Source organism: Azohydromonas lata NBRC 102462, from assembly GCF_001571085.1.
Taxonomy (GTDB): domain Bacteria; phylum Pseudomonadota; class Gammaproteobacteria; order Burkholderiales; family Burkholderiaceae_C; genus Azohydromonas; species Azohydromonas lata.
The window spans coordinates 46,585-60,537 of the sequence record NZ_BCTC01000021.1 but is presented as its reverse complement, the minus strand read 5'-3'; the positions used below and the strand labels follow the sequence as shown (position 1 = coordinate 60,537).

The window sequence follows — 13,953 nt, the reverse complement described above, 5'->3', positions numbered from 1 at the left end:
CTGATCTATTGCGGAGCGCAATAGGTCTTATCGCGCCCACCGCATTGATGCATGTCAAGGCGCTCCTTAAATTTCGCCCCATCGGCTTGCACCTTCACGGCAAGCCCAGCCCAAGGAGCACCAGACATGCAGGACACCATGGAGCGGCCCGCCGCCTCGCAGCAAGGCGCCGCCGAGCGCAAGCGCATCTCGGTCTACCAGCCCACGCAGCCCGGGCTGAGCTTTCCCGAGATCCCCAGCTTCGCCACCCATGCCCAGGAGCGCCAGCACCGCAAGGAGCGGCTGGTGGCCGCCTGCCGCGCCTTCGCGCTGCAGGGCTTCGATTACGGCTTTGCCGGCCACCTCACGGTGCGCGACCCGGAGTTCCCGCAGCTGTACTGGACCAACCCCATGTGCGTGCACTTCTCCAACGTGCGCGTGAGCAACCTCATCCTGGTGGACCACGCCGGCAAGGTCGTGGAGGGCGCCTATGCCGTCAACCGCGCCGGCTTCGTGCTGCACGCCGCCGTGCACGAGAAGCACCCCGAGATCCTGGCCATGTGCCACGCCCACACCGTCTACGGCACGGCCTTCGCCGCGCTGGGCCGGCCGCTGGAGCCCATCACGCAGGACGCGGCGGCCTTCTACGAGGACCACGTCGTCATCAAGAGCGAAGCCGGCCAGGTGGCCGTGGAGGAGCGCGCGGGCTTCACCGTGGCCGACTGGTTCAAGGGCGTGAAGGCCGCCATCCACCAGAACCACGGCCTGTTCACCTGCAGCGGGCACAGCATCGAGTCCGCCGCCTTCTGGTTCATCGCGCTGGAGCGCTGCTGCCAGCAGCAGTTGCTGGTGGAGGCCACCGGCCACAAGCCGGTGCTGGTGCCGCCCGATAAGTCGCGCTTCAGCCGCGACAACGTGGGCAGCGACTACATCGGCTGGCTGCACTTCCAGACGATCTGGGACCAGCTCGTCCGCACCCAGCCCGACATGTTCGATTGAGCCGGCAAGCCCGGCCCAACGGCCGGCTCACACCAGCTCCACACCCATAAGACAGACGGAGACAAGCCATGACCACCCCCCTCACCTGCCGCCGCCGGCTGCTGTGCGGCCTGATCGCCGCGCCCGCGCTGCTGTGGGCCGCCCTGCCGGCCCAGGCCGCGGACATCAAGGAGCGCACGCTGCGCTTCTCCTTCGTCCAGCCCAAGGAAAGCCACATGGGCTACGGCGCCCAGAAGTTCGCCGAGCTGGTGGCCCAGAAGTCCGGCAACAAGATGCAGGTCAAGCTGTTTCCCAACGGCACCCTGGGGGGCGACTTGCAGACCGTCTCGGCGCTGCAGGGCGGCACCATAGACCTGACCACCCTGCCGCCGGGCCTGCTGGTCGGGTTGAAGAAGGAGTTCGGCGCCTTCGACCTGCCCTTCCTCTTCAACGACTTCGCCGAGGCCGATGCGGTGCTGGACGGCCCCGTGGGCAAGCGCTTCATGGAGCAGTTGCCCAACGGCCTGGTGGGCCTGGCGTACTGGGACCATGGCTTTCGCAACGTCTCCAACAACCGCCACCCCATCGCCAAGGCGGAGGATTTCAGCGGCCTGAAGCTGCGCGCCCTGCAGGCGCCGCTGATGCTGGACACCTTCAAGGCGCTGGGCGCCAACGCCGTGCCCATGGCCTTCACCGAGCTTTATGCCGCGCTGGAGAGCCGCGCCGTGGACGGGCAGGACAACCCCATCGTCGCCTTCGCGACCAACCGCTTCGACGAGGTGCAAAAGCACCTCTCCACCACGCGCCACGTCTACAACCCGCTGATCGTGATGGCCAGCCGCAAGGCCTGGGACAGCCTCTCGGCCGACGAGAAGAAGGTGCTGGCCGACGCCGCGGCCGAGGCGCGCGTGGACCAGCGCCGCGTCTCGCGCGAGATGGAGGCCACCGCGCTGGCCGAGGTGAAGAAGAAGGGCGTGGTGGTGACGGAGGTGACGCCCGCGGAGCGCGCGCGCATGCGCGACAAGGTCAAGCCCGTGACCGACAAGTACGTCAAGGAGATCGGCGAGGAGCTGGTGGCCTCCTTCCATGCCGAGATCGAGAAGGTGCGCACCGCGCGCTGAAGTGGGCCCGCCGGCCGACCGGCGAAGGGGCTGGGGCCACAATCCCGGCCTCTCATGAAAACTCTCATCGTGGCCGAGAAGCCCTCCGTAGCGGCCGACATCGCGCAGGCGCTGGGCGGCTTCACGCGCCGGGGCCCTTACTTCGAACGCAGCGACCTGCTGGTGGCCGCAGCCCGCGGCCACCTGGTGCAGTTGGGCGTGCGCAAGGAGGACGACCCCGGCTTCAACCTCGCGCGACTGCCCGTCATCCCCGAGCGCTTCGCGCTGGAGGCGCTGCCGGACGCCAAGCCCACGCTGGACCTGCTGCGCCAGCTGGCCGGGCGCCCCGACGTGCAGGGTCTCATCAACGCCTGCGACGCCGGGCGCGAGGGCGAGCTGATCTTCCGCCTCATCGTGGAGTTCCTGCGCGTGCGCAAGCCCGTGGAGCGCATGTGGCTGCAGACCATGACGGCCACCGGCATCAAGCAGGCCTTCGCCCACCGCCGCAGCGACGCCGACATGCGCGCCCTGGCCGACGCCGCCCGCTCCCGCGCCGAGGCCGACTGGCTCATAGGCGTCAACGCCACGCGGGCGCTGACCAAGGCCAACCTGGTCGCCCCGGGCGAGCTGGTCTCGGCCGGGCGGGTGCAGACGCCCACGCTGGCGCTGCTGGTGGACCGCGAGGAGACCATCAGGAACTTCGAGCCGCGCGACTTCTGGGAAGTGATCGCCACGCTGTCCGTGGCGGCCGGCCCCTGGCAGGCCAAGTGGTTCGACCCGGGCTTCAAGCCCGGCGACGACCCCGCCGCCCGCGCCGACCGCACCTTCGACCGCGCCGTGGCCGAGGCCGTGCAGCAGGCCTGCGCGGGCGTGGCGCCCAGCTCGGTGACGGACACATCGAAGCCCACGCGGCGCAGCCCGCCCAAGCTGTTCGACCTGACCACGCTGCAGCGCACCGCCAACGCCCGCTTCGGCTACTCCGCCAAGACCACGCTGGCCCTGGCGCAGGCGCTGTACGAGCAGCACAAGGTGCTGACCTATCCGCGCACGGATTCGAACCACCTGCCGCAGGACTACCCGCCCAAGGTGGCGCAGGTGCTCAAGCTGCTGCCGCAGCACCTGCAGCCGTTCGCGCAATCCATCCTGGAGCACGGCTGGGCCTCGCAGCGCCACCCGGTGTTCGACAACCGCAAGATCTCGGACCACTTCGCCATCATCCCCACGGGCAAGGCGCCGGTGGGGCTGTCCGAGGCCGAGTCCCGCATCTACGACCTGGTGGCGCGGCGCTTCCTGGCCGCCTTCCATCCGGCGGCCGAGTACCTGGAGACCACGCGCCTGGCCGAGATCGCCGGCCACCGCTTTCGCGCCACCGGCCGCGTGCTGGTCTCGCCGGGCTGGCTGGTGGTGTATGGCGGCGAGGCGGCGGACATGGCCAAGGAAACCGAGCCGGCCAAGGACAAAGCCAAAGACAAGGGCCAGCCCAAGGAGCGCGACAAGGAGGTGCAGAACCTGCCGCCCATGCGCCCCGGCGAGCCCGTGTCCAACGACGAGGTGAAGCTGCATGCCGGCCGCACCACGCCGCCGCCGCGCTTCACCGAGGCCTCGCTGCTGGCCGCCATGGAAAACGCCGGCCGCCAGGTGGACGACGAGGCCCTGGCCGCCGCCCTGAAGGAGCGCGGCCTGGGCACGCCCGCCACGCGGGCCAACACCATCGAAGAGCTGCTCTCGCCCAAGAAGCACTACGCCGAGCGCAGCGGCAAGGAGCTCGTCCCGACCGAGAAGGGCATCAAGCTCATCGCCTGCCTGCGCGCGCACGGGCTGATGGCGCTGGCCTCGCCGGAGCTCACGGGCAAGTGGGAGTCGCGCCTGGCGCGCATCGAGCGCGGGCAGGACACGCGCGCGGACTTCATGGCCGGCGTCGCCACCACCACGCAGGCGCTGGTCGAGCGCATACGCGCCAAGGCCGTCGCCGCACCGGCGTCCGCATCGGGCGCGGCCCGTGCGGGGGCCGGCATGGGTGTGGGCGTGGGGACGGGCGGGAGAGCGGGCGCCGGCGGCAGCGGCAGCGGCAGCGGCAGCGGCAGCGGCAGCGGCAGCGGCAGCGGCAGCGGCGCGGCCACGGACATCGCCTGCCGCTGCGGCCAGGGCCGGCTGGAGGAGCGGCCCAAGAGCTGGGCCTGTGCGGCCTGCGGGCTGGCGATCTGGAAGGAGATCGCCGGCCGCAAGACCCGCAAGATGGACGTGCGCGCCCTGTGCAAGTCCGGCCACACGGCGGTGCTGGACGGCTTCACCAGCAAGTCCGGCAAGGCGTTCTCAGCGGCGCTGCGGCTGGCCGCGGCCGAGGGCGCCATGAAGGTGGAGCTCTCCTTTGACGCCCCGCCACCGGCCGCGCCCGCCCGCCCGGCCCGCGCGCCCGCGGCGCGGCGCCGGCCGCCAAGCGGCGGCAGGCGCGGCAGCGGCACGGCCAAGAATCCCTAAGCTCCTGAGCCCCTGCCCGCGCGCTGTGGCTTGGGCCAGGCGGGGCTTGCGGCTCAGCCGCCTGGGTGGGGGCTGTGGTGAAAGCTGTAGTGGCCCAGCTCGCGCGGGCCCGCGGGCTCCACCAACAGCCGCCGCACGCCGTCCAGCGCGGGCAAGAGCACGACTTCGTTCGCCGTGGCGTCGAAGGGCACGTCGCGCAGCTACAGGGTGTCGCGACCGAAGCTGAAATCCGCCGCGACCTGCAGCCGCCCAACCAGCACGTCGTCCTGCGGCGCCGCGCTGCCGTTGACGCTGCCGTTGCAGGGCACGCGGTACTCACGCAGCCGCAGCGCGCCGCCGCGCAACTGCTCCAGGGTCAGCGCCATCACGTGCTGCATCAGGTCCGCGGCCGCATGCGGGTCGCGCAGGTGGCGCAGGCCGTAGCGGCGGGCGCGCGGCGCCAGCAGGCGGTAGAGCGGGCCCTCCTCCGCCACGGCCGCGCCCGGTGCGGCCGCCGCGATGCGGCAGGCCAGCAGGGCCTCCAGGCCGGGCTCGGTGCTTGGGCTGGCGTCCATGGCGGCGCATGCTTAGCGCGCATCCCCATCGGGGGGTGTAACGCCGCGGCGGCTGGCGACACAAGCTGCCGCCCCGTTCAACCCAGGAGCACGCCATGGACAGCCAGATCACCGAGATCGCCGCCGACATCTACCGCATCCACACGCCGGTGCAGTTGCCCGGCGGCTTCACCTTCAGTTTCAACCAGTACCTGCTGGTGGACGAGGAGCCGCTGCTGTTCCACACCGGGCCGCGCAAGCTGTTCGCGCCGGTGAGCGCGGCCCTCGCGCGCGTGATGCCGCTGGCGCGGCTGCGCCACGTGGCGCTGTCGCACGTGGAGGCCGACGAGTGCGGCGCCATGAACGAGTTCCTGGCCGCGGCGCCGCAGGCCGCGCCGCTGTGCGGGCGCATCGCTGCCATGACCTCCATGGAAGACCTGGCCGAGCGCGCGCCGCGGGCGCTGGCCGACGGCGAGCTGCTGTGCCTGGGCCGGCACACGGTGCAGTGGTTCGACACGCCGCACCTGCCCCATGGCTGGGAGTGCGGGCTGCTCATGGACACCACGACGCGCACCTTCTTCTGCGGCGACCTGTTCACCCAGCCCGGGGCCGGCGATCAGCCGCTCACCGATGCCGACATCCTTGGGCCCAGCGAGGCCTTCCGCCAGGCGATGGACTACTTCGCGCACGCGCCGCACACCCCGGCCACGCTGGAGCGGCTGGCCACCCAAGCGCCCCGGACGCTGGCCTGCATGCACGGCAGCGCCTGGCGCGGCGACGGCGGCGCGCTGCTGCGGGACCTCGCGGGCTGCCTGGCCGCGGGGCGGCCGTAGCCGCCAGGCCGCCGCTCAGCCACCGCAGGGCCGCACCTGCGAGGCGGGCCGCATGGTGATGGCGTTGAACGGGCAGCGGGTTTCGCAGCGGCTGCAGCCGGTGCAGGGATCGGCCGCCACCAGCACGGCGAACTTGGTCCAGCGCACGGTTTCGAACGCCAGCACGTGCTCCGGGCAAACGGCGATGCAGCGCCCGCAGCCCGTGCAGCGCGCGGGGTCGATGTCCGGCAGCGGGGCGCGGGGCGGGCGCCCGCGCGGCGGCCGGCCTTGTGGCGCGGGCGCGGGAGGGGCAGAGTCTTGCGAGGCGGGCATGGGCTCAATCTAAGGCATCACCCTCGCCCGCCCCGGCATGACGGACCTTTTCATCAACTACCGCCGCCAGGACTGCCCCGCCGCCACGGGCCGGCTGTGCGACCGGCTGCATGCCGAGCTCGGCGCCGACCGGGTCTTCTTCGACGTGGGCGACATCGTGCCCGGCGCGGATTTCGTGGACACGCTGGAGCGCGCCGTGGCCGGCGCCTCGGTGGTGCTCTCGCTGGTTGGGCCGCGCTGGCTGCAGGCGGCCGCCGGCGACGGCAGCCGCCGCCTGGACGACCCGCAGGACTTCGTGCGGCGCGAAATCGAGCTGGCGCTGGCGCGGGGCACGCCCGTGATCCCCGTGCTGCTGGAAGGCGCGGGCATGCCCGCGGCCGAGGCGCTGCCGCCCTCGCTGCGCCCCTTCGCCCGCTGCCAGGCCGTGGCGCTGGCCAACGACCGCTGGGAGGCCGACCTGCGCTCGCTGCTGGACGTGCTGGCGCAGCGCTACGGCATCCACCCCGATCCGGCCCGCGCCCAGGCCCAGCCCGCGCAAGGCCGGACGCGCACGGCGCCGGCGATGGCGGCGGCGATGGTGGCGGACCTGGCCGAGTTGCTCGCGCATCCACGCGCGCTCATCGTCCGGCGGGTACAGGACGGCGTGGCCGCGGGCAGCGGCGGCGCGCTGCTGCCGGCGCTGGCCATGCTGTTGCTGTGCCTGCTGCTGGGCAACCTGCTGTTGGGCGTGGTGATGGAGGGGCCGCTGTACCGCTGGGTGGTGCCGGGCGTGGCCCTGGGGCTGCTGGCTGCCGCGGCGCTGTCGGCCATGCTGGCCGCCGCCTGGCGCGCGGTGCGGCGCGCGCCGTGCTGGCGCCGCGTCGCGCCGCCCTTCGCCTACCTCTATGGCGGCGCGTGGCTGTACTTCTGTGCCGGGGCGTGCGTGATGCTGCTGGGCCTGGAGCTGGCGCAGCCCCATGTGCTGGAGCGCTATCTCGCGCAGGCGGCACAGGCGGGCAGCGCGGGGCTGCCCACGGCCTCCGCGCTGCTGGCGCAGGCGCTGCACGGACCCGGCATGGCCGGCTTCGTGCTGGGCTTGGCCGCGTGGCTGGCGGGCGGGGCCTGGTGCCTGCGGGGCTGGGCCGTGTTTCGCGTGGCCCTCAATGCCGGCCGCCTGGCCGCCTGGTGCGCCACGCTGCTGTGGCTGTCGCTGCTCGCCAGCTTGGGCGCGCTGGCCGGCTGGGTGGCGGCCGCCTGAGGGCGGCTTGGCTTCGCTGGGCCGTCGCCGTTGGGCCGTCAGGCCTTGCGGGCGAGCACGGTGCCCAGCGCCGCCACCAGCAGCGCGGCGGCCAGCGCGAACGTGCAGCGCATGCCGTGGGCCAGCGCCTGCGGCGACGCCGCCTGCAGGCTCACGGCGGCCGAGGCCAGCGAGAACACGCTGCCCATGAGCGCCGTACCCGTCACCAGCCCCAGGTTGCGCGCCAGGTTCAGCAGGCCCGCCACGACGCCGCGCTGCTCCGGTGCGACGTCGGCCATCACCGCCGTGTTGTTGGCCGCCTGGAACAGCGCGTAGTGCGCGGTGACGACCGCGATGGGCAGCACGTAGCCTGCCACGCCCCAGCCCGTGGGCACCAGGCACAGGGCCCCGCAGCCCGCGGCCATGCCGGCCAGCGCGGCCACGGCCATGCGCCGCGCGCCATGGCGGTCCACCAGGCGCCCGGCCGGCACGCCGGCCAGCGCCGCGACCACGGGCCCGCCGGCCAGGGCCAGGCCCACGCGGGCCGTGTCCAGGCCCAGCGCCTGGCCCAGGTAGAAGGGGCCCACCACCATCGTCGCCATCACCACGGTGGACACGAGCAGGCTCGTGGTGAAGCCCACGCGCAGCACCGGATCGCGCAAGTACGCCAGCCGCACCAGGGGCGACGCCGTTCGCGCCTGCGCCGCCATGAACAGGGCCAGACCCGCCGTGGCGCCCAGGGCCAGCAGCAGGTTGAACGCGCCGAAGGCCCCATCTCGCGCCGTCATCGCCAGCGCGTAGGCCGACAGCGCCAAGGCCAGCAGCACGGTGCCGCGGCCATCGAAACGGCCACCGTCCGCGCCCGCGGCGCGCCGGTCATGGGGCAGGTACCGCCAGGCCAGGCCCAAGGCCAGCAGGCCCAGCGGCACCTTGGCCAGGAACAGCGCCGGCCAGCCCAGGCCCGCCAGCAGCACGCCGCCCAGCGTCGGCCCAAGCGCCGTGCCCAGGGCGGAGGCCGTGCCCAGCAGCCCCATGGCCCGCCCGGCCTGCGACTTGGGCACGGCGTCACGCACCATGGCCATGGACAGCGCTATCAGCACCGCCGCGCCCAGGCCCTGGAGCGCCCGCGCGGCCACCAGCAGCGCCAGCGACGGGGCCATGCCGCACAGCGCCGAAGCGGCCGTGAACACCGCCAGCCCAAGCAGCAGCAAGCGGCGCCGCCCAAGCAGATCGCCCAGCCGCCCGGCCCCCACGACCAGCGTGGTGTTGGCCAGCAAGTAGGCCAGCACCACCCACTGCACCTGCTGGAACGGGGCCGCGAAGGCTTGGGCGAAATGCGGCAGCGCCACGTTGGCGATGCTGGTGCCCAGCGCCGGCAGCAGCGCACACAGCGCCAGCACCCAGGGCACCGCGCCGCCCGACGTGAAAGCGCCTGCCGCCGCGGCGGCTCGCTCGGGGCCTGCGGATGTCTGGTCCATGAACTCTTCTCCTGACCGCCTCCGGAAAGCGGAAGCTGCCGCAACGATAGGCAGGGGTCCGACATGGCGGAAGGCGCAGCAAACGCACTTCATTCGTGCATGCAGCGCCATGCCGGCGCCGGTATGCTGGAGCGCATGACCCGCCCCGACCTGAACCTGCTCGTCGTCCTTGACGTCCTGCTTGCGCAAGGCAGCGTGGCGGGCGCGGCCCGGCAACTGCATCTGAGCCCCTCGGCCATGAGCCGGACCCTGGCGCGGCTGCGCGAGGCCACGGGCGACCCGCTGCTGGTGCGCGCCGGGCGGGGCCTGGTGCCGTCGCCGCGCGCGCTGGCCCTGCGCGAGCAGGTGCGCCGCATCGTGCAGGACGCCGAAGCCGCCCTGCGCCCGGCCGCGGCGCCGGACCTGGCCAGGCTGGTGCGCACCTTCACGCTGCGCAGCAGCGACGGCTTCGTGGAGACCTTCGGCCCGCCGCTGCTGGCGCGCCTGGGCGCCGAGGCGCCCGGCGTGCGGCTGCGCTTCGTCCCCAAGCTGGACAAGGACAGCGCGCCGCTGCGCGAGGGCGCGGTGGACCTGGAAACCGGCGTGGTCAACCGCGCGATGGGCCCGGAAGTGCGCGTGCAGGCGCTGCTGCGCGACCGCTTCGTCGGCGCCGTGCGCGAAGGCCACCCGCTGGCGCAGGGCGAGATCACGCCGGCGCGCTATGCGGCCAGCCGCCACGTGCTCCTGTCCCGCCGCGGGCAGGCACGGGGGCCCGTGGACGAGGCGCTGGAACCGCTGGGCCTGCGGCGCGACTGGTCGGCCACCGTGGGCGGCTTCTCCGCGGCGCTTGGGCTGGCGCGGCACACGGACCTCGTGGCCACCGTGCCCGCGCGCCACACCGCCACGCTGCGCGTCGGGCTGTTCACGTTCGAGCTGCCGGTGCAGGTGCCGGAGATCACGGTGTCGCTGCTGTGGCACCCGCGCATGGACGGCGATGCGGCCCACCGCTGGCTGCGCGAGCGGGTGCGGGAGGCCTGCGCCGAAGCGGCCTGAGGCAGGAGGCGGCCGGCGTCAGCCCTGCACGCCGACCGGCGGCTGCGTGCGCTGCCGGTAGTCGCTGGGCGACAGGCCGGTCTGGCGCTTGAAGAAGCGGCAGAAGTAGGCCGGGTCCTGGAAACCCAGCTCGAAGGCCAGGCGCGACACGGGCGCGGCCACGTGCACCAGGCGCCGGCAGGCCTCGCGCGCCAGCCGCGCGTGCAGCAAGGCCTGGGCGTTGCAGCCGGTCTCGGCGCGCACCATGCGGTTGAGCCGCTCCGTGGACAGGCCCAGGCGCTCGGCGTAGCGCGACACCGGCCAGTGCTCCCGGTAGTGCGACTCCATCAGCACCACCCAGCGCGTGTAGAGCGACTGCAGCGCGCCCGCGCCCGCGCGCGGGCGCCGCGCGCCGGCCTGCGCGTCGCGCCGGTCGAGCTGCGCCAGCCGCCACACCAGCGCCCGCCCAAGCCAGCCCGGCACCGGATCGTTGTCCCCGCAAGCTTCGTGCTCGGCGAACAGCGCATCGAACAGCGCCTGCAGCCGCGCCACCTCCGGCGCATCGGCGGCCGGCGCCAGCGCCCGCGGCGCCGCGAACAGGGCCTGCAGCGCATCGCCCACGCGCGCGCCGTCGCCCTCGGCCAGCAGCGTGGCGTTCACCGTGAACACGTAGCCGTCGCAGTCCGGCGAGAAGCGAAACGCATGCGCCACGCCGGGCGGGATCACGAAGGCCATGGGCCCTTGGCCCAGGCTGCGTGATTCGTCCAACACCGCCTCCACCTGCCCGGCGCGCAGCCACAGCACTTGGTGCAAACCCTGGTGCACGTGGGCATGGATCTCCCAGTCGTAGAGCCGGCTGCGCGAGTGGATGGATTCGATGTGCAGCAGCGGCGCATTCGGCGCGCCAGCCTCGCCGTACAGCGAGAAGGCCGGCAGGGCGGACGAGGGGGTGCGGCGGCGGTGGCGGCGCGGCGCCGGCAAGGCGGAAGTCATGGGCGCAGGAAAGGCAGGGGGCGGCAAGGGCACGTCAAAAGTGCAAGCCATCACGGTACTTCGTCCACTCGGCGCGGTGCCGTGTCCACCAACAATTCACCTGCCCCAAATCAAACAAAGCCAAGGAGACCAGGCCATGTTCCGTTTCGACCCCTACTCGCCGGCCATCGATGCCGACCCCTTCCCGGCCTACAAGCGGCTGCGCGACGAGTTCCCCTGCTTCTGGAGCGAGGAGGCGCAGATGTGGGTGCTCTCGCGCTACGCCGACATCGTCTCGGCCGGGCAGGACTGGCAGACCTATTCCTCGGCCAGCGGCAACCTCATGACCGAGCTGCCCGGCCGGGCCGGCGCCACCTTGGGCACCACCGATCCCCCGCGCCACGACCGCCTGCGCGGCCTGATCCAGCACGCGTTCATGAAGCGCAACCTGGAGAGCCTGGGCGAGCCCATACGCGCCATCGCCCGCGAGGCGGCCGAGGAGCTGCGCGGCCGCGCCAGCTTCGACTTCAAGGACTTCTCGGCCAAGTTCACCGTGCGCGTGCTCATGGCGGCGCTGGGCCTGCCCATGGGCGCCGAGGCGACCGTTGACGAGCAGACCGTGCGCGAGAACGCGGTGCTGATGGTGCAAAGCGACCCGGCCACGCGCACAAAGGGGCCGCAGCACCTGGCGGCCTTCGAGTGGATGAAGCGCTACGCCGCCGACGTCATCGCGCTGCGCCGCGCGCAGCCGCGCAACGACCTCATCTCCAACTTCGCGCAGGCCGAGATCGACGGCGACCGCCTGAGCGAGGCCGAGGTGCTGCTGACAACCACCACGCTCATCATGGCCGGGGTGGAGTCCTTGGGCGGCTTCATGATGATGTTCGCACTCAACCTGGCGGACCACCGCGACGCGCGCCGCGCCGTGGTGGCCGACCCCGCGCTGCTGGCCGACGCCGTCGAGGAGTCGCTGCGCTTCAACACCTCGGCGCAGCGCTTCAAGCGCCGGCTGATGAAGGACGTGGCGCTGCACGGCCAGACCATGCGCGCGGGCGACTTCGTCTGCCTGGCCTACGGGGCGGGCAACCGCGACGAGCGCCAGTACCCCAACCCCGACGTCTACGACATCGCGCGCAAGCCGCGCGGCCACCTGGGCTTCGGCGGGGGCGTGCATGCCTGCCTGGGCACGGCCATCGCCCGGCTGTCGGTGCGCATCGCCTTCGAGGAGTTCCACAAGGTGGTGCCGGACTACGCACGGGTGCATGCGCAACTGGCGTGGATGCCCTCCTCCACCTTCCGCAGCCCGCTGGCGCTGGAGCTGGCGCCGCAATAAGCCCGGCAGGCCGGCCGCGGCGTGCGCGCCGCGGCCGGCGCACCTTCCTACCTACGAGAGAGACATTCCATGGCCCTGATCAACATCGTCGAGCCCGCCGGCCACAGCGTCGCCCTGGACGTGCCGGACGGCTGGAGCATCATGCAGGCCGCCACCGCGGGCGGCGTGGACGGCATCCTCGGCGAGTGCGGCGGTTCCTGCGCCTGCGCCACCTGCCATTGCTACGTGGACGAGCGGCTGATGGCCGAGCTGCCGCCGGCCCAGGACAACGAGCTGGGCATGCTGGAGCACGTGGTGGCCGAGCGCCGGCCCAACAGCCGCCTGGCCTGCCAGATCAAGGGCAGCGCCGCGCTGGCCGGTGCCACCATCACGCTGCCGGAGTGCCAGGAGTGAACAGGCCCCCCGTGGCGGCCGGCGAGAGCGTCGTCATCGTCGGCGCCGGCCAGGCCGGCACGCTCACGGCCGAGGCGCTGCGCGGCGCGGGCCACACCGGCGCCATCACGCTGTTGGGCGACGAGCCCTGCGGCCCCTACCACCGCCCGCCGCTGTCCAAGGCCTGGCTGGCCGGCGAGCTGAGCGACGCCCAGCTCATGCTGCGCGCGCCGCAGATGCTGGAGAAGAAGCAGATCGCGCTGCGCACCGGCGTGCGCGTGCTTGGCCTGGACCGCGCGCGGCAACTCGTCCACCTGGACGACGGCAGCACGCTGCCCTACGCCGGCCTGGTGCTGGCCACCGGCGCGGCGCCGCGCACGCTGGCGCTGCCCGGGGCACAGGCGCCCAACGTGCTGGCGCTGCGCTCGCGCGACGACGCCGGGCGCATGGCCGCGGCGCTGGAGCGCTGCGCCGCCGCGGGGCTGCCGGTGGCCGTGATCGGCGGCGGCTTCATCGGCCTGGAAGTGGCGGCCACGGCGCGCAAGAAGGGTTTACGGGTGACGGTGCTGGAGGCCGCGCCGCGCCTGCTGGGCCGGGTGCTGGCGCCGCTGCTGTCGGACTGGTTCGCCGCGCTGCACCGCGGCCACGGCGTGGAGCTGGTGCTGGACGCGCGCATCGAGCACATCGCCACCGAAGGCGAAGGTGGCGAGGCCGTGGCCGTGCAGCTCGCCGACGGCCGGCGCCTGCCCTGTGGCCTCGTGGTGCTGGGCGTGGGCGTGAGCGCCAACGATGCGCTGGCGCGCGAAGCGGGGCTGGCCTGCGAGGGCGGCATCGTGGTGGATGCCTGCGCGCGCACGGCCGACCCGCGCATCGTGGCCGCGGGCGACTGCACCGCGCGGCGCCTGGAGGACGGCGGCCTGCTGCGGCTGGAGTCGGTGCACAACGCCACCGAGCAGGCCAAGTCCGCCGCCGCCGCGCTGCTTGGGCAGGAGCGGCCCTTCACGGCCACGCCCTGGTTCTGGTCCGACCAGTACGAGCGCAAGCTGCAGATGGCCGGGCTGTCGGCCGGCGCCGACGCCTGGGTGCTGCGCGGCGAGCTGGGCGGCGCGGCCTTCTCGGTATGCCACTACCGCGCCGACAGGCTCGTGGCCGTGGACTCGGTCAACGACGCCCGCACGCACCTGCTGGCGCGCAAGCTGCTCGACGCCGGCGTGTCGCCCACCGCGGCGCAGGCCGCCGATACGGGGTTGGACCTCGGCGGGCTGCTCGCGCGCTGACCTTCGCCTGGTTGCCCCGCAGCGCCTGGCGTCCGTTGCAAGCGGCGTTGCCGTGCCGCTTGCGCCGGGACACGGCGCAGC

At 73.3% G+C, this 13,953-nt stretch carries 14 protein-coding genes; 9 read left to right on the top strand and 5 right to left on the bottom strand.

What is annotated here, in order from left to right; genetic code table 11:
* Positions 1-126: 126 nt before the first annotated feature.
* From ALA01S_RS10190 to ALA01S_RS10180, 3 genes are all read left to right on the top strand, one after another.
* Complete coding sequence (locus ALA01S_RS10190; RefSeq protein WP_066335538.1) at positions 127-978, top strand: class II aldolase/adducin family protein; 852 nt, start codon at positions 127-129, stop codon at positions 976-978.
* A gap of 68 nt (positions 979-1,046) precedes the next feature.
* Positions 1,047-2,078, top strand: coding sequence for a TRAP transporter substrate-binding protein (locus ALA01S_RS10185; RefSeq protein ID WP_066335537.1), 1,032 nt, complete (start codon positions 1,047-1,049; stop codon positions 2,076-2,078).
* A gap of 54 nt (positions 2,079-2,132) precedes the next feature.
* Positions 2,133-4,535 carry a DNA topoisomerase gene (locus tag ALA01S_RS10180; protein ID WP_084267406.1) on the top strand — a complete coding sequence of 801 codons (2,403 nt, stop codon included), beginning with the start codon at positions 2,133-2,135 and terminating at the stop codon, positions 4,533-4,535.
* Positions 4,536-4,588: 53 nt separating this feature from the next.
* On the opposite strand, the gene ALA01S_RS32750 is transcribed toward ALA01S_RS10180, so the two are convergent.
* Positions 4,589-4,726: a hypothetical protein gene (locus tag ALA01S_RS32750; RefSeq protein ID WP_157118878.1), complete on the bottom strand. Its 138-nt coding sequence runs from the start codon at positions 4,724-4,726 to the stop codon at positions 4,589-4,591.
* A 9-nt stretch (positions 4,727-4,735) separates the two neighbouring features.
* Positions 4,736-5,089 carry a hypothetical protein gene (locus ALA01S_RS10175; RefSeq protein WP_066335533.1) on the bottom strand — a complete coding sequence of 118 codons (354 nt, stop codon included), beginning with the start codon at positions 5,087-5,089 and terminating at the stop codon, positions 4,736-4,738.
* 95 nt (positions 5,090-5,184) lie between these two features.
* Here ALA01S_RS10175 and ALA01S_RS10170 point away from each other — a divergent pair, with 95 nt between their 5' ends.
* Entirely contained in the window at positions 5,185-5,901 is a 717-nt protein-coding gene (locus ALA01S_RS10170; protein ID WP_066335531.1) for an oxygen-binding di-iron domain-containing protein, read from the top strand.
* A 15-nt stretch (positions 5,902-5,916) separates the two neighbouring features.
* Here the strand turns inward: ALA01S_RS10170 and ALA01S_RS10165 are convergent, their stop codons facing one another.
* The gene (locus ALA01S_RS10165) at positions 5,917-6,213 is read right to left on the bottom strand and encodes an ATP-binding protein (RefSeq protein WP_084267405.1); all 297 of its coding nucleotides are present in this window, start codon (positions 6,211-6,213) and stop codon (positions 5,917-5,919) included.
* Between the two features lie 37 nt (positions 6,214-6,250).
* Here ALA01S_RS10165 and ALA01S_RS10160 point away from each other — a divergent pair, with 37 nt between their 5' ends.
* The gene (locus ALA01S_RS10160; protein WP_066335529.1) at positions 6,251-7,450 is read left to right on the top strand and encodes a toll/interleukin-1 receptor domain-containing protein; all 1,200 of its coding nucleotides are present in this window, start codon (positions 6,251-6,253) and stop codon (positions 7,448-7,450) included.
* 38 nt (positions 7,451-7,488) lie between these two features.
* Here ALA01S_RS10160 and ALA01S_RS10155 read toward each other — a convergent pair whose 3' ends face one another.
* Positions 7,489-8,907 (bottom strand): MFS transporter, encoded by a 1,419-nt coding sequence (locus ALA01S_RS10155; protein ID WP_084267404.1) that lies wholly within the window; start codon positions 8,905-8,907, stop codon positions 7,489-7,491.
* 135 nt (positions 8,908-9,042) lie between these two features.
* Between ALA01S_RS10155 and ALA01S_RS10150 the strand changes: the two genes are divergently transcribed.
* Positions 9,043-9,939, top strand: a complete 897-nt coding sequence (locus tag ALA01S_RS10150) for a LysR family transcriptional regulator (RefSeq protein ID WP_066335595.1) — start codon at positions 9,043-9,045, stop codon at positions 9,937-9,939.
* 18 nt (positions 9,940-9,957) lie between these two features.
* On the opposite strand, the gene ALA01S_RS10145 is transcribed toward ALA01S_RS10150, so the two are convergent.
* The gene (locus ALA01S_RS10145) at positions 9,958-10,911 is read right to left on the bottom strand and encodes a helix-turn-helix domain-containing protein (RefSeq protein ID WP_066335527.1); all 954 of its coding nucleotides are present in this window, start codon (positions 10,909-10,911) and stop codon (positions 9,958-9,960) included.
* A 136-nt stretch (positions 10,912-11,047) separates the two neighbouring features.
* On the opposite strand from ALA01S_RS10145, the gene ALA01S_RS10140 reads away from it, so the two are divergent.
* The 3 genes from ALA01S_RS10140 to ALA01S_RS10130 all read left to right on the top strand — a co-directional run bounded on the left by ALA01S_RS10140 (position 11,048) and on the right by ALA01S_RS10130 (position 13,872).
* Entirely contained in the window at positions 11,048-12,223 is a 1,176-nt protein-coding gene (locus ALA01S_RS10140; RefSeq protein ID WP_066335524.1) for a cytochrome P450, read from the top strand.
* A 69-nt stretch (positions 12,224-12,292) separates the two neighbouring features.
* The gene (locus tag ALA01S_RS10135; protein WP_066335523.1) at positions 12,293-12,616 is read left to right on the top strand and encodes a 2Fe-2S iron-sulfur cluster-binding protein; all 324 of its coding nucleotides are present in this window, start codon (positions 12,293-12,295) and stop codon (positions 12,614-12,616) included.
* Entirely contained in the window at positions 12,613-13,872 is a 1,260-nt protein-coding gene (locus ALA01S_RS10130; protein WP_238455754.1) for an NAD(P)/FAD-dependent oxidoreductase, read from the top strand. Before ALA01S_RS10135 ends, ALA01S_RS10130 begins: the two co-directional genes overlap by 4 nt.
* Positions 13,873-13,953 lie beyond the last annotated feature (81 nt).